Origin of the sequence: Pseudoalteromonas sp. 78C3 (assembly GCF_002836695.1) — a bacterium.
Taxonomy (GTDB): Bacteria; Pseudomonadota; Gammaproteobacteria; order Enterobacterales; family Alteromonadaceae; genus Pseudoalteromonas; species Pseudoalteromonas arctica.
On the sequence record NZ_PJAV01000170.1, the window covers coordinates 72,673 to 96,937 of the forward strand.

Genomic DNA, 24,265 nt, shown 5'->3' on the forward strand with positions numbered 1-24,265 from the left:
TGTTTCAAATCAAATCAAATCAAATCAAATCAAATCAAATCAAAGATATTGCTAAAACAATCGCTTTTACGTAAGTCTTTAGCATCCATTGGCCTTGCAAAGTAATAACCCTGCAGTACAGTACACCCAACCTCGGCTAAAAAGATCATCTGTTCGCGCGTTTCTACTCCTTCTGCAATACAGTAAAGATCTAGGTTTTCGGCCAACGAAAGAATGGTTTTAATAATCGACTCATCACCTTTATCTATACCAATACTGTTTACAAAGCTTTGATCTATTTTAATAACATTAATAGGAAATTGGCTCAAATAGGTGAGTGACGAGTAACCAGTACCAAAATCATCAAGTAGTAATTTAAACCCAGCAGCTTTTAAGTTTTGTAGCTGCTTGGCTGCTTTGAGTTTATCTTCTAGTAAAATACTCTCTGTTATTTCAAGTCTTAATTGTCTTGGATGAACTTGAGAGTCCGCTAATATGGACATTAGCCGCTGGGTTATGTTTGTTTTTAAAATGTGTTTAGGAGATAAGTTTAAAGATATATAAAACAATGGGTTTGCGCTTAGTATAGGTGCAATTTCAATAAGAGCTCGTTGCAATGCTTGCTCAGTAAGGAGCTCTATTAAACCGGTTTCTTCTGCTACCGGAATAAAAAGTGCTGGGGATACTAACTGGCCTTCATTTTTCCAGCGCATGAGTAACTCCACGCCATTTATTGTTTTTTCTTCTATGTCGATAATGGGTTGATAGTGATTAAAAAATCGGTTGTCTTTCACTGCATCTTTTAAATCATTTTCGAGCAGTAATTTTTGTTTTATCAGCTCATTCATTTCATCGCTAAAAAACTTAAAGTCGTTTCTCCCGCCTTGTTTAGCGTGCATCATCGCAACATCGGCATTACGGATAAGTATATCGGTGGTTACAGCATCGAATGGGTATAGAGCTACGCCAATACTGGCTGAAATATTAATAGAGAAGTCTTCAATAATTACTTTATTAGCTAACTCATTACTAATTTTTCTTACTGTATCGCGAAGAGACTGAAGCGATTTTATATTTTGAATCAGCACTAAAAATTCATCACCACTTTGGCGACCAAGTTTTGCGTTTGCGCCAAGCATACCGTTTACTCTTTGGGTAATATTACAAAGCAGCTTATCGCCAACTGCGTGGCCAAAAGAGTCATTAACAGGTTTGAACTTATCTAAATCAATAAATAATAATGCGCATTGTGTATTACTCTCATTGGCATGTTTAATCGCTTTTTCAATGTTTTGATACATTAAACTACGATTTGGGAGATGTGTTAGAGGGTCAAAATTAGCCAAATAGCGCAATTCGTTTTCAGCACGTTTTTGCTCAGTTAAATCTGTAATAACAACTACGTAGTAGCTTGCAGTATCTTTTGTTACGGCTGTGGCGCTTATATGTATTGGATGTTCGTTACTTTTTGCTGTTTTTATATAAGCATCACTTTGCCAGTTTTCTGTAGCTTTTAATTTTTTTAGAATATTTGCAAACTCTCTACATTTATCTTTACCAATGGCCCTAATAAATAATTTTGGACTAATTTTAGTGGCTGCTTGTTCATTTGAAAACGTTTCAATAAAACTGTTGTTCGCAGAAAATGGCATTAAATGTTTATCGAGTATAAGTAACCAGTCGTTTATTTGGCTAAACGCTTCACCTAAAATTTTTGCTTGTTGCTCATTAGCCCGTTGCTCAGTGATATTGGTATATATGCCAGAAACATATAGCGGCTCATTTGTTTGAGGATCGTATATAACTTGTCCTGTATCTTGATACCATAACCAATGCCCTTCTTTATGCTGTAAACGATAAGTTGCTTGCCAGTTTTGCTGTTTTTTGTACTTGAAGTAGTTTTCCCATTGGTTTTCAAAACGACGTCGATCATCTGGGTGTATTAGCGCTAAAAATTGTTCTATGTGTACGCGTACAGGTAAGCCTGTATAGCCTAATTCACTTCCTCTGAGCGTACTTACGGAAGCATCTTTAAAATTATAATCCCACACGCCGCTTTTGTTATTTTTAAGCGCGAGTTCTGTTTGCTTTTGCGAATGAATAGTGGCTCTATGCGCTTGTTCTATTGCAACTTGGCGGCTGCGGTATTGCCAAAAAATGAAAAACAACACGGCAATTATTAAAATTACATAGGCGGCAATAGCAAAGGGCGACTTCCATGGTGCGTAGGCTACATTTATTCGAATGCTTATCAGATCACTGGTTCTAAGCCCTTCTTTAGTATGTGCCGATATTGTTAGCGAGTAATTACCGGGTTGGAGTTTAGTGAAAAAGACATGATTAGATCTTAAGTCTTCGTAGGAAAGCGAAGTGGGTCCATCAAGAACTACTTTATAATACGTTTTTTCGACATTCGGGTATGCAAAGGTGGAAAAATTAACGGTTAAGCCCATATCCTCATAATCTAACTCAAGAGGCATGTTGAGATATTTATTAGGTATATAATTCAGCTCTCTCGTAAAAAGGTTAATATCTGTAATGGCTAATTTTTGATGGCTAAGCTGTTCTTGTTTTAAAAAGTCCGATGGGTCAAATACAATAGCGCCTGTGTTGTTAGTCCCAAACATAAGCCGACCATCATTTAGTGGTATTGCGGCAATAGCTGAAAATTGGTTCGTAACTAAGCCGTCTTTTGTTGAGTAACTTGCCAAACTAAGCGTATCGAGGTTTAGCTGATATAACCCATTTTTAGTGCTAATCCATAAAAAACCATATTCGTCAGGTAAGAGGGAATATATTTCGTCAGTATTAACAGCATTTTTTGAGCCAATGTGATGCTTAATTTCGTAGGTTATTGGGTCTACACCAAATAAACCTTCATAGGTACTGGCTAACCAGAGAATATTTCTTTTTGAATCTAAATAATAGTTTTCTATCGTTGTAAAAAGGCCATTCTTAGGGTTTAGAGTTTGAAAGATACGTGTTAATTTTTGTGTTTTCTCGTTGTACCTATATAGGTTTTTATTTGTACCAATAACAAATTCATTCGGGTGGCTTTCTAATGGGGTATGAAACGAGTAGGCATTAATGGGGTCTAACAGTTCTTTAAGACCTTTTATAACTCTAGATTTGCCCGTTTTTTCATCGAGTACATAATAGTTTTTATCAGTTAAAAATGCATATTCATTCGATTTTATTTGAGCGAAACCAAATATATCATATCGTATTAATAAACCTTCATTAGCACCTGTGTTTTCAATAATTTCGCCGCTTCTCTTGTCAAAAAATTGAAAACCATTAAAAGTTGATAACCATAGGTAATCGTCTCCTATTGATGATGGAAATATATCGTAAATAGCAGCATTACCAAATGCAGCTTTGGGATCGGTGGTATTGAGAAAAATATCGGTTTGTTTAGTGAGTGGATCATAACGGGCAATGCCATCATCGGTAGCAAGCCATATGATATTATCTTTGTCTTGATAAATTTTGTGGATGGTATTGTTACCAGGTAAAAGTATATGTTTAAATCGGCGTGATTTAATTGGCCAAGTAAATACGCCTTGGGTTCTTGAGGTAAGCCAAAGTGTACCAGACTTATCGATCATAATATCATTAATAGAGTTTTCACTTACATCAAACTTACTTTTATCAAAGCTTAATATGAATTCAAACTCTCCAGTTTCTCGATGGTAGCTATATAAACCTTTTTCTGTCGCAACAAATTCGCCGTAAATACTATTGATGTATTCCCATATATTATAGTCTGGGATTATGGTTGTTATATTTGAACTGTCTATTTCTTTATTATCATTAAAGGCAATTTGGTACATACCTTCAACAGTACCGACGAGTAAACCTAACTCGTCATCCACGTTTAAAAACTTTACATTTTTATTGTCTGCGGTTGTTTTCTCAGGGGAATGAAATGGCAATTCAACTAATTGGTTAGTCGCTAAGTTTGCAGTAAATAAACCACTATTAGCGCCCACATAGAGTGTATTTTTGTCGATTTTTAATGCTCGGATATAATCATCTTTGCTAGGTAGGCTTAATATTGATACAAAAAGCTTACTTGCTTTATCGTATCTGAATACTTGTTCATCTATGGCTAAATAATAAAGACCATGCTGTTCAGCTATTGCTGAAATAGGAGAGTAAAGCTGCTTTTCTTTATCTATTTGTCCAGAGTAAATTTTTTCTGTTTTTAGCGTTATTGGATCAATAATGTATGCACCTGCAATATCGGTGGAAACTATCAACTTACCATCATTTGTTTTTAATAATGCATATATGTAATGTTTATCTAAACCAAAACCGCCGTCAAACGTGGTAACTTGATACCCATCAAAACGGTTTAAACCTTGCTGAGTCGCTACCCATATAAAGCCGATATCATCCTCTTGAATGTTGACAACATAACCATGCGAGAGACCTTCGTCAGTAGAAATTCGTTGTAATTGTTGAGCATAGTTTTGTGATGCAAAAGTGCTTTGGATGCATAGTAAAAAAACAATGGTGATATGAAAAAAAAGTTTGCTCAAACGCACTTATAAACACTCTCAGTGGAAGATAGGATGATATTTAGCTAGATAGTAAATATAGCATAAGTTTTTATTTTTTAATTACAAATAATATACGTAAAGTTAAAAGCTCTATTTTCAAATAGTGAGCTAATCTATATAGATAACAGTTAATGTTCATAAGGAGAGTATAGTGGTTTTATCTAATATTGATGCAAAAAACAGCGTGTTATTAATAATAGACTTACAAGCGTTGCTTGCTCCTGCAATTAAAGACTTTCCGAATATTTTAAAAAGTACATTGCAGTTAGTGCAGGCCGGTATTATTCACGGCGTCCCGGCCTTAATAACCGAGCAATATGTCAAAGGGTTGGGCGAGACTAATCAGCAAATTAAAAATACGTTACCTAATGCTACGTATTTTCATAAAACGTACTTTAGTGCGTGTGCAGAGCCTGGCTTTGTTGATAAGTTAAAAAGCTATGGTAAAAAGCAAGTTGTTGTTGTTGGCACTGAAGCACATGTGTGTGTTTTACAAACATGCTTAGATTTAATAGAAAATGGTTTTGAAGTTATTATCGTACACGACGGAGTTGGCTCGAGAAATCCGCAACATAAAAATTTGGCGATTGAACAGCTACGCCAAGCTGGTTCGGTAATTTCATGCGCTGAAATAGTTATTTTTCAATGGACAAAAAAAGCAGCAACGCCTACGTTTAAAAAAATACTGCCTATAATTAAGTAGACCGCATGTATATAATGTAAATTAAATGTATTATTTTTTGATGTATCGGTAGTTTATTATTGTGTTCAGTAAACTGAAAGTCGTTTTGATACGTATATTGCAAACTGCTTTATAAAACAACAATGCAAACAACAATTTTAAGGTTCTTATGTCTAGTATTGGCCGGTTATTTACAATTATTTTTAGTCTTTTGTTTGTCGAATCTATCGCTATTGGCTTGTATTTCGACACATTAGCGCAGGCCTTTATGATAGGTTTGCCATTGTGTTTATTACCTATATGGCTTTTAAACACACAAGGGGACAGTCCTGTTACCCCGCATGTGGTAGCTGCCGCCATAATGATGTTTTCTTTTTTGCACATTCAACAAACTTTTGGGTTGATTGAAGTCCATTTTGAAATATTTATTTTAATGCCCATGTTAATTGTTTTTGTACAGTGGCGAGTGTTTATTACTACAATTGTATTTGTAGCTGTTCATCATTTATCTTTTTATTATTTACAAACTCAAAATACAGGGTTTTACGTATTTGACCCTGATAGGCTTGCTTTTACTACGGTGCTTATTCATGCCGGATATGCAATAGTTGAAGTGTTAGTTGCAGGCTACATCGCTATAACGTTGCAACGCGAACGTCGTGCGGGCCTATCTTTAAGTTATGCGACAGAGCAAATAATGAAAGACCCCGAAAACATTAAACTCTCTCTACGCGCTGATGACACTAAAAGTGAGGCTGTAGCAGGGTTTAACACGTTACTAGATTACTTATCTGATGTTATTAAACAGGTACAAACTCAATCAGAATCACTGCAAAAAAACTCACAAGAGCTTATTCATGTTCATGATCAGTTGGCGGGTGGCGCAGTACAGCGTACACAACAAACTGATGATATTGCTAATTCTGGCGCTCAAGTTGCTAATGGTTTTAAACTTGTAGAAGAAGAAAGTGAGGTGCTTAAGCGTCAAGTAGACCATATTACACAAGCTGCGAGCGACGCATTAAAAGAAGTACTTCAAACAGATGCTAAAAGTAGAGAGCTGTTAACACTACTTAACCATACTGAAGAAAAAATAAACCACTTAGTGGCAGCGGGCGATGTTATTTCAGGTCTTCTTAATGAGATATCAGGTATTGCTGAGCAAACAAACTTACTTGCTTTAAATGCCGCTATTGAAGCTGCCCGTGCAGGCGAACATGGTCGAGGTTTTGCTGTCGTTGCTGATGAGGTAAGATCTTTAGCTAACCATAGTAAAGCAACAACAGATAAAATTAGTCTAACATTAAAAGATCTTGTTAATAATAGTAAAACGTCAACACAATCAATGAGTCAGTGTGTGAATTTTGTAGTCGATTTAACAAGTATTAGTGCTGCAATGAAAGAGAATATTTCAGCAATGAGCGAGCAAATAGCCGCAGTATCTTCAAGCTCTGACTCAGTTGCACAAGTTGTAGCTGAGCAGGCAGGTAATACTGAATTAATAGCAAGCAGTACTGATACTATGCGCCAAAATCAGTACCAAGATACGCAAATAGTGCAGCAGTTAACCGCTAAGGTGCAGTTAATAGACGTAAGTATTGATGTGTTAGAGCAAAGTATTGCCAAGTTTAAATAAATCTAACACTTTCATATTTTCGCTTATAGCTACATGGCTTATTTGTGTTGTTGCAGGGTTAGTTTATTTTCAATTAGAGCAGCTTAAACCGTTTGATAGCTCAAAAATTTTATTGCAAAAACATTGGTTTAGTAATTTTAAAAAGCAATTAGATTGGGTTGATACTGGTGAGCCGTCTTTAGTGCTTATAACAGAAAAAAACTGTGGGTGTACTATACAAGCTAAACCACATATTTCATCGTTAACTTCTTTTGCTACAAATAAAGGCATGAAGATTGTGCAAGTTGAATTAACACCAATTCTTAAACACGTTATTCCAGCTACTCCTGCTGCTGTTATTATTAACAAAGCGGGTGAATTTGTTTATGCAGGGCCGCTCTCCGAAGGATTAGCTTGTGCCCAAGGAAGTGGTTTTGTTGAAACTGCGGTCACTAATTTAGCTGCTGGTTTTAACTCAAATCTCTTAATTACACAAACCAAGGGATGTTACTGTGTAAATAATGCATAAATAATGCATAAATAACGTATCGATAAACTAAAGCTCGCACTTAAATCAACAGTTGCGAGCTTTAATATTGATTAAATTGTAACTAAGCCATAAATACCTAATGACACAAACACAAAAGCAGCAATAGCACGTACGGTGTTTAGCGATATTCTTTTTAGTAATGCATTACCAGCGTATATAACAGGCACGTTAGCAATTAGCATACCTAACGTTGTTCCTACCGTTACCCAAAACACAGACTGATATTGTGCGCCTAACAACACCGTCGCTATTTGTGTTTTATCACCAATTTCTGCAATAAAAAATAATACAAAAGCGACCAAAAAAGCCCCGTAGCTATCGTATTTACTACTTACAGCTTCGTCTTTGTCTGGAACTAATAGCCAAAGGCCAACAACAATAAAGCTGATGTTTACAAGCCAAGGTAAATATTCAGAAGAAAAACTATTACTTAACCACTGCCCAAACCACGCTGATAGGCCATGATTGAGTAAGGTTGCGGCTAAAATACCAAGAATAAGCGCGCCTTTATTACGAAAACGGGCAGCTAACAGGAGCGATAAAAGTTGGGTTTTATCGCCTATTTCGGCAAGTGTGACAGTGACGGTTGAGGTTAAAAAAACTTCCATTATTGATTCTTACAGGCGGGAATACTAAACCAAGGCAAACAACTATCTCCCGCCATGAGGATAGTGTCTACCTAGGTCTCGCCGATAACGCTTGCTACAACATTACAAACTTACCATGCACTTGAGGTGCAATTATGTTGATAAGTTTACTCATTACTGAGCGGGCTACTCCCCTAAGAGGCGGGCATTATTCCACAAAACTTTTGCGTGGTAAATATTAAGAATCGAATATAGTTAATTTATTCGGGAGTAATAAAGTTAGCTTTTGGCAATTAGTTGATAGTCAGGAAAGAGCGATAAGCCGTCACTCAGGTGAGTTGTCATTAACTTAGTAAGAATAAAAGGAAACTATCTCCTTTTTCATATGTGTAAATAAACTACAGTAAGCATAATATTTATAGCTGGTAATAATTTACACTATTTGATAATAATAGAAGCTCATGAAATAAGGACGTTTTCGCTCTAAGATAGGGAAAGTGTCCTTTGATAAAGCTGTTAGCAGTATGGCATTGACCTGTCGTTAAGGTGACGCAAATGTGTCGTATACAAAAAAGGAGTTTTTGAACAGGATATAGCTTCAATATATTCATGTGAGAAATACAAATGGAAATGAAACTAAACGCTAAAAAAATTATAGAAGAACGTAAAGTCAGAGCTTGGAGTCAGCAACATTTAGCTGATGTTAGTGCTGTAAGTTTAAGAACTATTCAAAGAGTAGAAAATAATGGTTCAGGTTCATTGGAAACTGTTAAAGCATTAGCTTCCTGTTTTGAGCTAGATGTTACTAAGTTATTCCAGCCTGAAATCCCATTAAAGAAAAATCACTCTAAATCCAAAATAGCAGTGTTATCTTCAATGATTGCAGCCATTTTCAGTAGTGTTTTATTTCTAGTGCCATCTACAATGGCATCAGATATTAAGATACACTCAGATAAAGTTACAACATCTAAAAATAATGATTATCGAGTTTACAGTAACAATGTAGAGATTTTCTTGCCAAAAACTCTTACTTATGAAGTGTTAGTTGATTCAAAGTGGGAAACAGCTACACCGGAAATAGCCAGTGGTAGTGTAAAGATCTATTTGGGTAACTCAGTTGTTTTTATTGAAAAAGCAATAATAACAAAAACTGAAAAAGGAACGAAAATCACTACTAATTATGCAAAATTTACTAACACTGACTAATATACAGCTAATAAGTGTCTAAGGTTGCGACCATCCATCTCTGGCCATTCGACAACATAAGATGTTGATAATAATTGACAAGGTATTTTACTGTGTCGGATGGGCTTCGCTTATCCGACCTACACTGGCACAAACCGGAAATCACCTACCTATAAATTCCGTATTTATACATTAAGGTTTTTAAAGCCTTAATGTAATTAATTTGCAACCATTCAAATATTTAGCTAAACCGAATTTTACTTACATTTAAGGTGGGCTTTAATTAACAAAGCTCGATTTATGTACTACACTTTATTTCAATTTAGGCTTTTTCAGCGGCTGAAAAATCTCGATTTAAGTGGCGCTGGCCAAAAAAAATCCAAATAATACACATTTTTTCAAATAACAATTGATAACCATTTTCGTTTAGATTAGTATGCACCTACTAAATGAAATTGAGAGTGGTTTGTATTCATGTATATTTGTCTATGTCACGGTGTGACTGATAAAAAAATTGAGCAAACAATTGACGATGGTGCAACAACCATGCGTGAATTAACTAAAGAGCTTAAAGTAGGCAGCCAATGCGGTAAGTGTTGTGGTTGTACTAAAAAGATCCTTAATCGCAGACTTATTCAGATTGCGGATGTGACGGATCAAGTTGCTTAATTACATATAAAATTTAGATATAAAAAAAGCAGCTTTTTAGCTGCTTTTTTTATGCTTGTTACTATTTACAGTTGAGACTGCAAGTAGTTTTTAATGCCCGTATTTTTAATAAGTAATTGTTGGGTTTCTAACCAATCAATTTGCTCTTCTTGCTCATTTAAAATGTGGTCAAGGGCTTCACGGGTAATATAATCTTTTTTGCTTTCAGCCAGTTTAACTGCGTTTTGTAACTCACCAATAGTATCAAGTTCAAAACTCATGTTAGCTGCAATCATTTCTTCGCTGTTTTCACCAATACGTAATCGGCCTAGGTCTTGAAGATTTGGTAAACCTTCTAAAAACAAAATACGTTCGATTAAACGATCGGCGTTTTTCATTTTTTGAATAGATACTTTGTAATCTGCTTTGTCTAGTTGAGTGAAGCCAAAATCTTTAAACATGCGTGCATGTAAAAAGTATTGGTTAATACCAACAAGCTCATTAGCGAGCACTTTATTAAGCGCTGCAATAACGTCTTTATCGCCTTTCATAATATGCTCCTACTAAGCCATTTGTGCTTGATGATAATTTTCAGAACCAATCTTATCAATTAAGCCAAGTTGTTGCTCTAACCAGTAAACATGGTCTTCTTCGGTATCAAATAACAGTTTTTCTAAAATGCTACGAGACTGATAATCTTGTTGTTCTTCACATATTGCGATAACGTCTTTAACACACGCAACTACTTCAAGCTCTAGTGTTAAATCGTTTTGCATCATGCTTTTTACGTCGTTACCGATAAGTAAATCACGGCGTTTAGTCATATTTGGTACACCTTCTAAAAACAAGATGCGCTTAATAAGCCAGTCTGCGTGATCTTTTTCTTCTTCCATTTCGTGGTTAAGGCGCTCGTATAGTTTGTTTAAACCCCAGTCGTCATACATGCGCGAGTGTATAAAATACTGATCGATTGCTGCTAATTCGTTAGCTAACAATGTATTAAACGCATCGATTACTTTTTGATTACCTTTCATGATAAATCGCCTTAACTATTTCAATTGTATGCAGTGTAGTACAAATAGCCTATATTGCAAGTTTTCTCTATAAAAATCATTGCGTTACTATTGGTTTTGATTCTTATTTAAGTTTGCGTTACTGCTTGGTTTATGGACAGTTTTTTATTTGCATTAGCATCTAATACAAGATCATGATTGCTAGGGCGTATTGAACTTTGGTGGTTGAATTTACAGCAGTGTGTTTGGTTTTTAGGCAAGGCAGTGCCTATGTAGTGTGGTTATTCCCCATAAATAGGCGATAACGCAGCATAAAGACCAAACATGCGCTGCCCAAAGGGTTCTTTCTAGGGACGATTAACTTTTTGTTGCTCGGTTTTTACTTAGCCCACTAGGTTACAAACCTCGCGCCGCAATTTAATCGCCCCTAGATTGAACAAATCTCAATCCACAAAGATCAACACGCCCTAAATAAAAATTGAGATGTTTATTTATGTGGGATTTGTTGAGCATATAGGCATGCAGGGCATGCCTATAACGTGCGCTTATTTGTTAAAATTGATATTTAGCACCCAGCGTTGCCGTTGTGCCTAATCCTTTAATGTTATATCCACCGTAGGTGTATGCCTGTGCGCGGGCAGGGTAGTAATCACTATTGAATAGGTTTTCTATTCCAAAATACCCACTCCATTGAGCGTTAACATTGTATTGGCCACTTAAGTTAAATGTGTTGTAGCTACTAACAGGGCCCTGATCGCCAGAGTATTGGCCTTGCGCATTTTTATCAAAACGCTTTCTGTCGCCTACATATAAAAAGCTCATTGCAAGAGATAGTTCGTCATTTGTTTGCCACGTTACATTCGCTGTTGCTTTAGGTGGGCTAATTTGACTTGCGCCTAGATAGTCATCAGCTTCGGTGTTTTTACCTTCTACGTAACTGTATGTGGCGCTTAACTTAAGGTCTTGGGTAATAGTGTAATTAACTAACCCTTCGTAACCCCATATTTCTTGTGGCGCACGCACAGGTTCGTAAACTCCTGTTACTTCATTATACTCATTACTTGTACCAAGCTCTGAGGTACTTCTGTAAAGAGCAAATTCAAAACGTACGTTTTCAAACTGTGAGGTAAAACCAACTTCGTAATTGTCGATTATTGAGGCTTGTGTTTGAATAAGTGCAATGTCGTCAACGGTTGCAGCGCGAAGTAAGCGACCTATATCAGAAATATCAGAGCCCTGTGAGTAACTAAAAAACGGGCTAAAGACATCGGTTAAGTTATATTTAATACCGGCATTATAGGTTGTTGCATCGTAATTAATGGTGTCGCCACGCACATTTAATGGTACTGAACATTGCGATGCGGTTTTGCAAAGTTTTAGCGTTTGGTAGTCACTTACGCTCAAATCAATGCTTTCGTTTCTTACACCCGCTTTTACAATAATGTCGTCGTTTATTACCCATTTTGTTTGTAAAAAGCCTGCCACACTTTCCATGTCCATTTCTGGCACCCACACACGGCCATCTACTAAAGGTTGCGATGTTTTATCGTTTAAGGCATCAATACCGTAGATTAGGGTGGCTGTTACGTTTTCAAAATCAAACTGACTATTAAATGTAGCTCTGGCACCTTGCTTGTCTGATTTAATAACCGATTGACCACCGCTATAACCTTCATCAAGATTGGCTAAAGCGGTTGAGAAAAAGAATACGTTTTCTATATTTTGTTTATACAGATCGAGGGTCATTTGTGTGTTTTCAAACAACGCGTAATCAACATATTTTAGGGTTATATTTTCGTTGCCTTCTGGGCCTTGCGGTTTACCTTGTTTTTGAAGCTCTAAGGGGACGTGTATAGCGTATGTTTTTTCCCCTATATTGCCATCGCCAGTAACATCGCCTAAATCAGTTTTTTGCTGTGAGCTGTAAAAGTTATAGCTAAACTGCAGTTGCTTTTCGTCGTCAAAATCATAAGTTAGTTTGGTAAAATAGTTTTGAGTTTCAGAGTCTGATAAACCATATTGCAAGCCTAAAATATCGCCCTCTGCATCGCGTTGTACGCCGTTTTCTTCATAGCTTGCCGTTAACAGGTAGCTTAGTTTATCGAGCTTTCCGTTTACTGCAGCCGCTATTCTACCGCCGCCACTTTCTGCTAATTTAACAGCGCTAAAGCGGCTTGAAATACTTATTTCACCTTCAGGTTTACCATCACTGCGAGCCTGTTTTGTTATGTAGTTAATAATGCCACCTGAGGCACCATTACCATAAATAGACGTTGCGCCTTTTATGACTTCAATGCGCGCTATTGCGCTGGCGTCTAACGTTTTTACGCCTAAAGAACCATTACGAAGAGGGGTTGATTGCGGTACACCATCAATCATTATTAATGGCGCACGACCGCGTAGTGTTTGTCCTGAATTACTTGAACTGCCTGTATCTGGGGCAAGCCCTGGAACCATTTGCGCGAGTAAGCTCCCCAATTCTGAGCTTACTTTTAAATGCTGTTGTATTTGTTGCTGATTTATAACGGTAATCGAGGCAGGTACTTCGTCAATGTTCTCTGATATGCGGCTGCCAGATACAATGACATGCTCTAACTGATCAGAAGTGTATTCATTTTTATTATTTTCATTTGCTAACGTGTTAGTACTTATTGCAACAGCAATAAGGCAAAGCGAAGTTTTTAACATGGGGTGTCTTAGTTGATAACAATTTACGTAATGGTAATTATTATCAACTAATGACGCAAGTGTTAATGAGATTTATTTCCATTTATGGCGTTTTAACCAAAAATATACACCGCTTACAATAAAAAATGCGAGTGAAAGGGCTATTAATAACCATAAAAACTGCACAATAGGACCTGCAAAATCACCAATGTGAAACTTATACTTAAAGTTCCATGCTTGTGTTGTGAAGTTGGTTTTACTGGCGTCAAATGAGTTTAATACTTTACCAGTAAATGGGTTAGTCCAAACCCAGCTGTAAGCGTGGCTTTCGCCAGGGTTTTGCATTCTCAGTGCAATTACTTCGTCATCATTTTTAGGTAAGTAAATTCTATATACTTTACCATCCGGAAATACGTTCTCTGCATTTTTAATTGCTTCATTGTAGTTTAACGCAGCTTGAGAAGCGGCTATTATTTTTGGCGCTTCAGGTCTTTGTTCTACTTTATTAAACGTTACAAATTCTAATACAGATTGAGTTTGTGTTTTCCAGTTAAATGCCATACCAGTAAAGGCAATAAGCATAAGGGGTATAAAAAAGTAAACACCAAGCACTGTATGTAATTGATACATGAGCACTCTAAATTTGGCTTTTGGTTTTATAGCTAAACGTTTAACTCTGTTTTTGGGCTTTACCCATAAATAAAAGCCGAGTAATACATTTATTAAAAGTAGCAATGCACACACCGACATCCAATTTCGAAAGGTTTTTTCACCCTTACTGTTTTCAAACAACAGCCAGCGATGCAATCCCATCGCAAACCCATAAATAGTATCTGTTGATTCATAGACGTTTAGTACACTCCCAGAGTAGGGATTAACACTGGCGTAATATTTATTGGCTAACCTAAATTGCCATGCGGCGTTTGGCGCTTGTTCGGGCATAAAAAAAGTGATTTTTTGCTTAGTTTGAGCTCGTACATTTTGTATAAGTTCATCGTAAGGCATTAAATTTTCTTGTGGTGTTACTTGCCATTTTGCAGGCTCTATTAAGTGCTGTATATCTTTTGCATAAATCATAACAGCACCGGTTAAGCTCACTATTAATAAAAATAGTCCGCTAATAAGGGCAAGGCCTAAATGAATTCTACGTAACCAAAGTTTCAAAAACGGTATCTCATTATGAGTTAATGGCAATATTGTAAATGATAATACGAGCTGTTTTCAATTAAATAGTTATGTATTTGGTTTAGCTTGTTATTAAGAACATTAAATTGGGCTTTAATTTGCGATTGGTCGGATTTCTATTATGCAATTTTCGATATTAAAATTGTCGTGTAAAAAGCTTTTTATTGTTGGCAAATTAATTAAGTGCTGAGTGCTAATAACAAGCTCACAATAATTTTCTTTATCATCTAGTTGCCAAAGCTTAATGCTAACTACCGATTCGATATTAAATTCATTGCTAATAGCATGTGATATTGCGTGTGTATCAATGTTGCTAGGCGCTGCTTGCATTAAAATTTTGCAGCTTTGCTTTAATAGTAAAATGCCATGATAAATTACATACACAGAAATAAGCACAGTGGCAATTAAATCAACAATATACCATTGGTATAAAATAATTAAGGTGCCTGCAATAATAACAACAATAGATGCCATTGCATCTGATACGTTATGAATAAAGGCCGCTTTTATATTTATACTGTGATTTGCTCCAGCTCGGTAGGTTAAATACGCTGTTGCTAAATCAATTACCAACGCTATTGCTGCCACCCACACAACTATCCAGCCATTAATTGGTTGAGGGTTTAAATAGCTCGAAATGGCTTCAAAAATTAAATACACGCCAATTAATATTAATGTACTGCTATTAAAAAGTGTGGCAAGTATTTCAGCGCGTTTATAGCCAAAATGATGAGTGCCGTCAGCAGGCTTATTACCAACTTTACGTGCAACCAAGGCTATAAATATAGCGGCAGCATCACTTAAATTATGAAGGGCATCGGCTATAAGTGACAAGCTGCCCGAAAATATCCCGCCAATAACTTGGGCTACGGTTAGCAATACATTAATAACCACAGCGACGGTGAGCTGTTTATTGCTTTGGTTTTCGTCTACATGACTATGTGAGTGATCGTGCGCCATAATGCCCTCAAACGCATTGATTAAATACTGCTTATATCACGAGGAGTTTAAAACAGCTACAGAAGTTGTAGCGTAAGCAAGTGTAATTATAAGTTAGTAATAAAGGCGTATTTTTTAAAAAATGTGAATTTAAGATTGTAACGCTAAATACCCAGTTTTTAAGGAGTTTACCGCTCAAAACTTGCGTCTTTATATATTTAGTGCATTAATGTAAGTAATATTAAATGATTATAAGTTGCTGGATATTAAGCATGGACAAAGGTTTAAACTTTGGTGAATTAACAGGTAAAGGACAGTCTGTTCGAAGTAAGTTAATTATAACCTTTATAATTATAGCCTTAGGGCCACTTTGTATACTTACGTGGTTTAGTCTTGAACATGTAAATAGCACGCTTAAACAAAATGCAGACACTGAACTTAACGAGCTTAATAATATAGGTAAGCAATTTGCTGATATTTGGTTTACAGACCATGTTAAAGATTTATATTTGCTTAGATCACAATTTGATATCAGCCCCAATAAAAAGCAAAAATTAATTAATCAATTTATTGAGCAGTATGATTTTGTTAATCATGTAGAGCTTATTGATGTAAACCTCGTTAATTCACTACCTTCATCACCTTTTTTAAATGTTATTAAAGAGCCGCGCTTTAATAACATACGTTCTGGGATTATAAATACAGGTAAAATCCAATTCCAGTCAATGACTGCCTCAGGGCGTGAATATCATATTATTGGCTTACCGATATTAAATGATGAAAATAAGCTACAAGCAATATTGCTTGCAGATATAAATTTAAATGGCTTATTAAATAATCTAAGTAAAATACACGCTGCTAATAAAGACATAACATTTTATGTTATGCACAATAATAAAATTCAAAAAAGTAATATTTCAGACGATACCCAACCATCATTTTTCTCTCCAAATGGCTCACCAACACAACGTGTTTTTTCTTATATTGATAAAAATGAAGTCACTTTATATGGGTATATTAATTCATTAGAGTTTTTAAATGAGTCTGGCTGGCAGCTACTTGTATCAAAACCAAAAGAAGTTGCACTACAAGGTGCTAATTATTATAAGCAGCTCGCTGTATTAACTAATTCAGGTGCCTTACTGCTGATATTAACGTTGTCGTGGTGGTTTGGTCGCCGGCTGTCTCAGCCTTTAATTAACTTAGCTAAAATTGTCGAAAATATTACAAAAGGCGATTTAGTTAAAGTTCCAATAATAAACGATAGCATTGAATTTAATCAGCTTTCATTGGGCTTACGTAAGTTAGTAGCCGTAAAAGAAGAACAACAAAGTATATTACAAAAACAACGTTCGGCACTTCAAATTGCATTAAAACAATTAGCAGAACAAAAAAGTGCATTAGATGAACATGCCATTGTTGCGGTAACTGACTTACATGGCACTATTACTTTTGTAAATAAGAAGTTTTGTGAGATCAGTGGTTTCGACGAACATGAATTAATAGGCGAAAATCATCGCTTATTAAATTCAGGTAAACACGAAAAAAAATTCTTTAAAAATATGTACAAAACGCTTAAACGCGGTGATGTATGGAACGGGCAAATCTGTAATAAAGCTAAAAATGGTGGTTTTTATTGGGTAGATACCACCATTGCACCATTTTTAGATGAAAACGGTATACCACAAAACTATATTGCTATTCGTACCGACATTACAGCGCTTAAGTTACAAGAGCTAGAGCTTGAACAGCACAAAACACAGCTACAACTAGTGATTGACTCAACAGCAGTGGGTATTTGGGATTGGTACATTGATACTAAAAATGTGACATTTAATAACCGCTGGGCCGAGATTATAGGTTACAAGCTCAGTGATATTGAACCTTGTACTATAGATACTTGGTATACCTACGCTCACCCTGATGATTTAGCTATGTCGGAGAAAAAACTTCAAGCGTATTTTTCCGGCGAGACTGACTATTATGTTAGTGAAGCCCGCATGAAACATAAAAATGGGCATTGGATCTGGGTTCTCGATACTGCAAAAATAGTTGAGTGGAATACCGATGGTTCTCCAAAACGCATGATCGGTACGCATTTAGATATATCAGATCGAAAATCTACAGAGCTTGAGCTACAAGGAAGCCGAGACAGATTTGCATCTTTGGTATCAAATATCCCTGGCATTATTTATCGATGTAAGTTTGATGACAAATTAAGCATGCTTTACATGAGCGAGCAAGCGAGTGAAATAACCGGTTATTCACCCGATGAGTTGATACACAATGAAGACCTTTGCTTCTTTGATTTAATATGTGAAGACGATTCTCAAAAAATAAAAGATGAAATTGTCCGTTGTGTTAGCGCTAAGCAGTCATGGTCTGTTGAGTATAGAATTAAAGCCCGCGATGGCTCTTTGCATTGGGTAAACGAAAAAGGCCAAGCGATTTACGCAGATGATGGCAATATATTGTATTTAGATGGATTTATTTTAGATATTACAGAACGTTACAATACACAATTAAAAATAAGCCGTCAGCAAAGCCTGCTTGAATCAATGAGTAAGCAAGGACAGATTGGTGCATGGGAGATGGACCTAGATGCGCATACTCTTTATTGGTCTGATGAAGTTAAGGTTATCCACGAAGTACCAGAGGGATTTGAGCCGAGGATAGATACTGCTATTGATTTTTATAAACCAGGAATACACCGAGACACTATAAGTACCTTATTTGAATGCGCTGTGACTTTAGGTGAAAGCTGGAGTGTAGAGCTTATTATTTTGACCTATTCGGGGCAAGAGCGTTGGGTTAAATCAATGGGCCAAGCAGAGCTTAAAGATGGTAAATGCGTACGTGTTTTTGGCTCATTTCAAAGTATTGATGCACATAAGCGCCTTGAACTCGAAAGCGAAAAAGCAAACCGCTATAACAAAAATTTAGCCGCGCTTACAGTCGCACCTGAAGTGCAAAATAGTGATGTAGAGCAAGTTAAAAAGCTAGCCGTTAAATCTATGTGCGAAGTGCTAAATGTTGCACGTGCGTCGGTATGGATTTTTAACGATCAACGAGATGTAATGACATGTCATAGTTTATACATAGATGGACAAGGGTTTGTAGATACAGATGCTGTTTTAACTGCTAAAGACTATCCTGCATATTATAACGCCATTTATAAGCAAAACTTAGTAGCCATTGATGATGTTTATACCCATCCAGCAACTGTTGATTTTATAGAAGCGTATACAAAGCCATTAAATATTAAATCGATGCTTGATGCAGTAATAGCAACTGGTGATGGTAATTTAGGTATTTTGTGCGCTGAAACGGTATGCGAACATCACAATTGGACGCAAAGTGAAGAAACGTATCTTCGATCATTGGCTACTTTAGTGGGAAGTACTTTAATTTCTCAGCAACGAAAAGTAATCAGTGAGGAGCTTAAAGTAGCGCTTGTAAAAGCAGAGGATGCGGCTATTGCCAAGAGCCAATTTTTAGCAACCATGAGCCATGAAATAAGAACGCCAATGAATGGTGTACTCGGTATGCTAGAACTTGTTCAATTAGAGTCACTCCCTAAACCAATAGAAACAAAAGTAGGTATAGCCAAAACAAGTGCGCATTCTTTATTGGGTGTAATTAACGATATTTTAGATTTCTCTAAAGCCGAAGCGGGTAAAATTGAACTTGAAGAGATTAACTTTAATGGACGTGATTTAATTGGCGAAGTTGCTGCCGCACAAGCATTGACTGCTCAAGAAAAAGGTATAGAAATAATTTTAGATTTGGTAGCGTTAGAGCCTTCGCAGTTATGCGGAGATCCTGGGCGCATTCGACAAGTACTTACTAATTTGCTGAGTAACGCCGTTAAGTTTACGAGTAAGGGCGAGGTTGTGGTAAGCGCCAAAATTAATAAAGTGGCTCAAGGTTTAGAGTTTGTTGCAAGTATAAAAGATTCAGGCATAGGAATAAGTGAAGAAAAGCAACAGCAGTTATTTACCCCTTTTTCTCAGGTAGATGCATCAACAACGCGTGAATACGGGGGCAGTGGCTTAGGGCTGGCTATTTGTAAGCAGCTTTGTGAGTTAATGGGAGGAGCAATTTCTCTTACAAGTGAAGCAGGTAAAGGGAGTACCTTTACCGCCACTATAATGTTAACTCCGGGAGATCAAAAAGAGCGTTATATTCCTAATATTAATATGGAAGAGCTAACAGTTTTAGTTGTTGACGATAACGAGACAAATCGAATTGTAATTTCACAACAGCTTGAACATTGGGGCGCTAAGGTTGCACTCGCATGTGATGCACATGAAGCACTTGATATGTGCGCGCAGCACTATAAAGATAAAAATTGCATGTATGATATTGCAGTGCTTGATATGCAAATGCCAGGAATGGATGGCATAGAGCTGTGTAAAGCACTAAAAGCACATGAACATTATAAATCAATGCCACTTGTAATGATGACTAGTATTGCAGGTATGGAAGGCGCGCAGCGTTATTCTGATGCTGGCTTTCAGGCATATTTTCCTAAACCAGTAACCACTGCCGATTTAATTTCTGCACTGTCAGTTATAACGAGTAATGATGCAGGCGAGACGCTCCCACTTGTTACGTCAGGCTATATTTCGTCACTTAAAAAAGAAAAGATGCAGAAGTCTTCCCAAATACTACTGGTAGAAGATAATCCAATTAACCAACAGGTGGCTAAATTAATGCTCAAAAAGCTTAATTGTGACGTTACTATTGCTGGGAATGGCCAATTAGCGATTGATATATTAGAAGCGCATGATTCAGGATATTTTAAGCTTGTACTCATGGATTGCCAAATGCCTGTTATGGATGGTTTTGCTGCAACCGCTGCTATTCGTAAAGGCTTGGCGGGCATACAGCATAAAAACATTAAAATAATCGCTATCACCGCAAATGCAATGAACTCAGATAAAGAGCGTTGTATAACAGCTGGAATGGATGACTACTTGAGTAAACCTATTCAATTAGATATTTTAAAAGATAAATTAGAGCAGTATATTTAAGGTAAAAATACAATGAGCCAACCCGTTATAATACGTGATGCAAAACCAAGTGACGCAAAAACAATTTTGCACTTTATTACCGAACTTGCCATATATGAAAAAGAACCTGATGCAGTAAAAACAGACGAGCAGGCAATTTTAGATACTCTGTTTAGTGAAGGTGCAACTGCGCACAGCATAATTTGTTTAGAAGGTGATGAGCCAATTGGTTTTGCGGTATATTTTTATAATTACTCTACCTGGTTAGGTAAAAATGGCCTATACCTTGAAGATTTATACGTAAGCCCAGATAGCCGTGGCAATGGTGCAGGTAAAGCCATTATGAAACACTTAGCTAATAAGGCCATTAGTAATGACTGTGGTCGTTTTGAATGGGTAGTGCTTGATTGGAATAAACCCGCTATCGATTTTTACAATAGCATTGGTGCAACGCCTCAAAACGAATGGATTATATATCGCTTAACAGGGCAGGAATTATTAGACTTCGCTAGATAGTTAATGAAAATCATTTGCATTTAGTTTTGTGGGTGTGTAAGTTAAATACACACTCATAAATAAACGTGCAGATGATTATATGATCTCAAGCCAAAAACAATCCCAATCAGATTTACTTTATCTTGATCAAGCATTAAGCCCTTGGCAGTCGAATATAATGCAAGGTAATTATGCATTTGAACAAGGTGCACTTCTCGAAGCCCGCGATAAATACTTATTAGCTAAAACACTTGCAGATCATCTTCTTCAGCAGTTTTTATATGCTCAGATTAATAACACTGTCATTCATGCTATTGAGCACTGTATACCCGCACTTGTTGTTGCGTCACATAATTTAGCTGATACCTATATAGCTATGCAACAGCCTGAAAATGCATGCAAATGGCTATGCGAAGTACACTTAACACTCTCTTCACTAATTAAGCATACTCATTACGATATACAAAAAGTGAGTAAGCATCATTACATTAAAACTTCCTTTGAACTTGTGTCATTTGCAAGACGCTATCATTTTTTACCTGAGCTAATAGAGCAAGTGAATTTTTGCTTATGCTCTAAAGACTCAACAAACAGCCTGCTACATTAACATAAGGAGTAATTTATGGCGTTTACATTGCCAGCACTTGATTATGAATATGATGCGCTTGAGCCTCATTTAGACAGCAAAACGATGCATATTCACCACACATTGCATCATCAAACGTATATCAATAAAGCCAATGCTGCTTTAGCAGATACTGTATATGCAACCGCAAATGCTGAAGAGTTACTTAAGGGAATAAATGAGCTACCAAGTAATTTGCAAAAAGCAGTACAAGAGCATGTAGGAGGGCATTTTAATCACAGCTTATTTTGGCAAGTAATGAGCCCGCAAGGAGGAGGTGAACCTGAAGGTATTGTGGCTCAGGTTATAAATGAGCAACTAGGCAGTTTTGATAAATTTAAAGACCAATTTACAGCCGCGGCAATTAGCCAATTTGGTAGTGGTTGGGCGTGGTTATGTGTAACGCCGGATGAAAAGTTGATTGTAGAAAATAGTGCTAATCAAGATTGCCCTTTAATGCAGGGAAATATCCCTATTTTGGGACTTGATGTATGGGAGCATGCCTACTATTTGAAGTATCAAAATAAGCGTCCTGACTATATTGCTGCATTTTATAATATAATTAATTGGCAAGAAGTACAAAGGCGTTATTTATTGGCTATTGGTTGAGTGCCGAATATGGCTAGTAATGTGAATTTTTTTGTATAAGCTAGGCTCTATTAGGTTAATTTATAGAGCCGTTTATGGACACTTCACATTGGCAAAAAGCACGTCAGAGTCGCGATCCTCGTTTTGACGGGCTTTTTTACGTAGCGGTAAAAAGTACCGGTATTTATTGCAGACCTATTTGCCCTGCGCCAACGGCTCACGAAAAAAACGTTGCTTATTATCAGTTTGCCCATAACGCGGCGCAAGATGGTTTTAGACCCTGCATTCGTTGCAGGCCCGATAGTGCCCCTGGCAGCGCAGCATGGCAGGGTACAAAAACGACTGCACTTAGAGCAAAACAGTTAATAGATCAAAATGACGAGCACGACTGCGAAAAATTAGCAGCTCGTTTAGGTGTAAGTAGTCGTTATTTAAGACAGTTGTTTAAGCAGTATTTTGGCGTGTCGATTACGCAATATCGATTATTTAACCAATGTCACTTTGCTAAAAAGCTGATTCAAGAAACACATTTACCCCTTACCGAAATAGCGTTTGCCGCAGGCTTTAAAAGCATTAGGCGCTTTAATGATGCATTTTTACAGCAGTTAAATATGGCTCCCTCGAAGCTGCGCAGTGGCGATAAAAAACCAACGTCAACACTCACTTTAACCCTGCCATTTAGGCCGCCTTATAATTGGCCTGCTTTGCAGTGCTTTTTACAAAGGCGCTTGATAAAACCAATGGAGTGGATAACACAAACGAGCTACGGACGTACTTTTGCAAGTGAGGAATATAAAGGAAGCTTTACCGCTGAATTTATAGCGAGTAAAAATCACTTTAGTGTATCTATCAATATAGATAATACGGTGTACTTACAACCTGTTATAAATAATATACGCCGTGTGCTTGATTTAGATGCCGATATTAATTTAATTCAAACGCATTTAAGCGCCAATATAAACAATGCGTTTACAGTATGTGAAGGGCTCAGGCTTCCAGGGATTTGGTCAAGTTTTGAAGCCGGTATAAGGGCAGTACTCGGACAACAAGTAAGTGTTACTGCGGCGCATAATTTAGTAACAAAGTTAGTTGACGAATTAGGCGAAAAAGAGGGCGATGCCGTTTATTTTCCTACAGCTAAAATTGTTGCTAATAGTGATTTTGCATTTTTTAAAATGCCACAAGCACGCAAAAATGCGCTACACAACTTAGCCCAGTTTTGTGCACTAAATCCTGAAAATGACGATTTAGACGAATGGCTTAATTTAAAGGGAATTGGTCCTTGGACGGTAAATTATGCAAAGTTGCGAGGGCAAAGCCAGCCCGATATATTACTTGATGGCGACTTAGGTGTTAAAAAAGCTCAAGCGGCGGCAAACCCTTTCGTACCTGCTAACAGCGCTCCTTTTCGCTCTTACTTAACTTTTCAACTTTGGCAGCAATTATAATGATCATTCAAACATCAATTTCGAGCCCTATAGACGACATAATTATTCAAGCGACAGATAAAGGAGTGAGTTACGTTGGGTTTTATCCTCCAGTTGAGCACCCTCATACGCCATTTGAGCAAGTCGCTAACAGGGCGGTGCTTATTTGTGCTGCGCAGTTAAATGAGTACTTTGCAAAAAAACGCACTACTTTTGATGTACCACTTGATACAAACGGTACAGCATTTCAACAAAGCGTATGGCAAGCACTATTAACGGTACCTTTTGGACGGTCGCAAACATACGGCTATATTGCAAACCAACTCAATAACCCAAAAGCAGTGAGGGCAGTAGGCGCTGCGAATGGTAAAAATCCGATTAGTATTATTGTACCGTGCCACCGAATTATTGGCGCAAATGCAAAGTTAACGGGCTATGCTGGTGGGCTTGATAGGAAACTGTGGTTGCTGAAGCACGAAGGATTAATGTAAATTAATTGA

General features: G+C 36.9%; 18 protein-coding genes. 11 read left to right on the top strand and 7 right to left on the bottom strand.

Features of this window, described 5'->3' with window-relative positions; genetic code table 11:
* Window positions 1–29: 29 nt before the first annotated feature.
* A complete protein-coding gene (locus tag CXF76_RS17590; protein ID WP_101164251.1) occupies window positions 30–4,529 on the bottom strand; it encodes an EAL domain-containing protein in 4,500 nt (1,499 codons plus the stop codon).
* A 166-nt stretch (window positions 4,530–4,695) separates the two neighbouring features.
* Here CXF76_RS17590 and CXF76_RS17595 point away from each other — a divergent pair, with 166 nt between their 5' ends.
* From CXF76_RS17595 to CXF76_RS17605, 3 genes are all read left to right on the top strand, one after another.
* Window positions 4,696–5,247, top strand: coding sequence for an isochorismatase family protein (locus tag CXF76_RS17595; RefSeq protein ID WP_024591868.1), 552 nt, complete (start codon window positions 4,696–4,698; stop codon window positions 5,245–5,247).
* A 148-nt stretch (window positions 5,248–5,395) separates the two neighbouring features.
* On the top strand, window positions 5,396–6,862 hold the full coding sequence (locus CXF76_RS17600; RefSeq protein ID WP_101164252.1) for a methyl-accepting chemotaxis protein: 1,467 nt from the start codon (window positions 5,396–5,398) through the stop codon (window positions 6,860–6,862).
* Window positions 6,846–7,370: a DUF6436 domain-containing protein gene (locus CXF76_RS17605; RefSeq protein WP_101164253.1), complete on the top strand. Its 525-nt coding sequence runs from the start codon at window positions 6,846–6,848 to the stop codon at window positions 7,368–7,370. Before CXF76_RS17600 ends, CXF76_RS17605 begins: the two co-directional genes overlap by 17 nt.
* A gap of 71 nt (window positions 7,371–7,441) precedes the next feature.
* Here the strand turns inward: CXF76_RS17605 and CXF76_RS17610 are convergent, their stop codons facing one another.
* Entirely contained in the window at window positions 7,442–7,999 is a 558-nt protein-coding gene (locus CXF76_RS17610; RefSeq protein WP_101164254.1) for a TMEM165/GDT1 family protein, read from the bottom strand.
* Window positions 8,000–8,602: 603 nt separating this feature from the next.
* Here CXF76_RS17610 and CXF76_RS17615 point away from each other — a divergent pair.
* Both CXF76_RS17615 and CXF76_RS17620 read left to right on the top strand, forming a co-directional pair.
* Window positions 8,603–9,184, top strand: coding sequence for a helix-turn-helix transcriptional regulator (locus CXF76_RS17615; protein WP_101164255.1), 582 nt, complete (start codon window positions 8,603–8,605; stop codon window positions 9,182–9,184).
* A 453-nt stretch (window positions 9,185–9,637) separates the two neighbouring features.
* A complete protein-coding gene (locus tag CXF76_RS17620) occupies window positions 9,638–9,832 on the top strand; it encodes a (2Fe-2S)-binding protein (protein ID WP_002960627.1) in 195 nt (64 codons plus the stop codon).
* Window positions 9,833–9,897: 65 nt separating this feature from the next.
* On the opposite strand, the gene bfr (CXF76_RS17625) is transcribed toward CXF76_RS17620, so the two are convergent.
* The 5 genes from bfr (CXF76_RS17625) to CXF76_RS17650 form a co-directional block, all read right to left on the bottom strand.
* Complete coding sequence (gene bfr / locus CXF76_RS17625) at window positions 9,898–10,362, bottom strand: bacterioferritin (protein WP_101164256.1); 465 nt, start codon at window positions 10,360–10,362, stop codon at window positions 9,898–9,900.
* 12 nt (window positions 10,363–10,374) lie between these two features.
* Entirely contained in the window at window positions 10,375–10,845 is a 471-nt protein-coding gene (bfr, locus tag CXF76_RS17630; protein WP_002958985.1) for a bacterioferritin, read from the bottom strand.
* A 531-nt stretch (window positions 10,846–11,376) separates the two neighbouring features.
* The gene (locus CXF76_RS17640; RefSeq protein ID WP_024591863.1) at window positions 11,377–13,512 is read right to left on the bottom strand and encodes a TonB-dependent receptor; all 2,136 of its coding nucleotides are present in this window, start codon (window positions 13,510–13,512) and stop codon (window positions 11,377–11,379) included.
* Window positions 13,513–13,584: 72 nt separating this feature from the next.
* On the bottom strand, window positions 13,585–14,655 hold the full coding sequence (locus tag CXF76_RS17645) for a PepSY-associated TM helix domain-containing protein (protein WP_007582328.1): 1,071 nt from the start codon (window positions 14,653–14,655) through the stop codon (window positions 13,585–13,587).
* A 114-nt stretch (window positions 14,656–14,769) separates the two neighbouring features.
* Complete coding sequence (locus tag CXF76_RS17650) at window positions 14,770–15,636, bottom strand: cation diffusion facilitator family transporter (RefSeq protein WP_024591861.1); 867 nt, start codon at window positions 15,634–15,636, stop codon at window positions 14,770–14,772.
* 251 nt (window positions 15,637–15,887) lie between these two features.
* On the opposite strand from CXF76_RS17650, the gene CXF76_RS17655 reads away from it, so the two are divergent.
* From CXF76_RS17655 to CXF76_RS17680, 6 genes are all read left to right on the top strand, one after another.
* A complete protein-coding gene (locus CXF76_RS17655) occupies window positions 15,888–20,651 on the top strand; it encodes a PAS domain-containing protein (protein ID WP_101164257.1) in 4,764 nt (1,587 codons plus the stop codon).
* A gap of 12 nt (window positions 20,652–20,663) precedes the next feature.
* Window positions 20,664–21,146 (top strand): GNAT family N-acetyltransferase, encoded by a 483-nt coding sequence (locus CXF76_RS17660; protein WP_101164258.1) that lies wholly within the window; start codon window positions 20,664–20,666, stop codon window positions 21,144–21,146.
* A 79-nt stretch (window positions 21,147–21,225) separates the two neighbouring features.
* The gene (locus CXF76_RS17665) at window positions 21,226–21,732 is read left to right on the top strand and encodes a hypothetical protein (RefSeq protein WP_101164259.1); all 507 of its coding nucleotides are present in this window, start codon (window positions 21,226–21,228) and stop codon (window positions 21,730–21,732) included.
* A 15-nt stretch (window positions 21,733–21,747) separates the two neighbouring features.
* A complete protein-coding gene (locus CXF76_RS17670) occupies window positions 21,748–22,359 on the top strand; it encodes a superoxide dismutase (RefSeq protein ID WP_101164260.1) in 612 nt (203 codons plus the stop codon).
* A gap of 74 nt (window positions 22,360–22,433) precedes the next feature.
* Window positions 22,434–23,786, top strand: coding sequence for a DNA-3-methyladenine glycosylase 2 family protein (locus CXF76_RS17675; RefSeq protein ID WP_101164261.1), 1,353 nt, complete (start codon window positions 22,434–22,436; stop codon window positions 23,784–23,786).
* The gene (locus CXF76_RS17680; RefSeq protein ID WP_101164262.1) at window positions 23,786–24,256 is read left to right on the top strand and encodes a methylated-DNA--[protein]-cysteine S-methyltransferase; all 471 of its coding nucleotides are present in this window, start codon (window positions 23,786–23,788) and stop codon (window positions 24,254–24,256) included. Before CXF76_RS17675 ends, CXF76_RS17680 begins: the two co-directional genes overlap by 1 nt.
* Window positions 24,257–24,265: the final 9 nt, after the last annotated feature.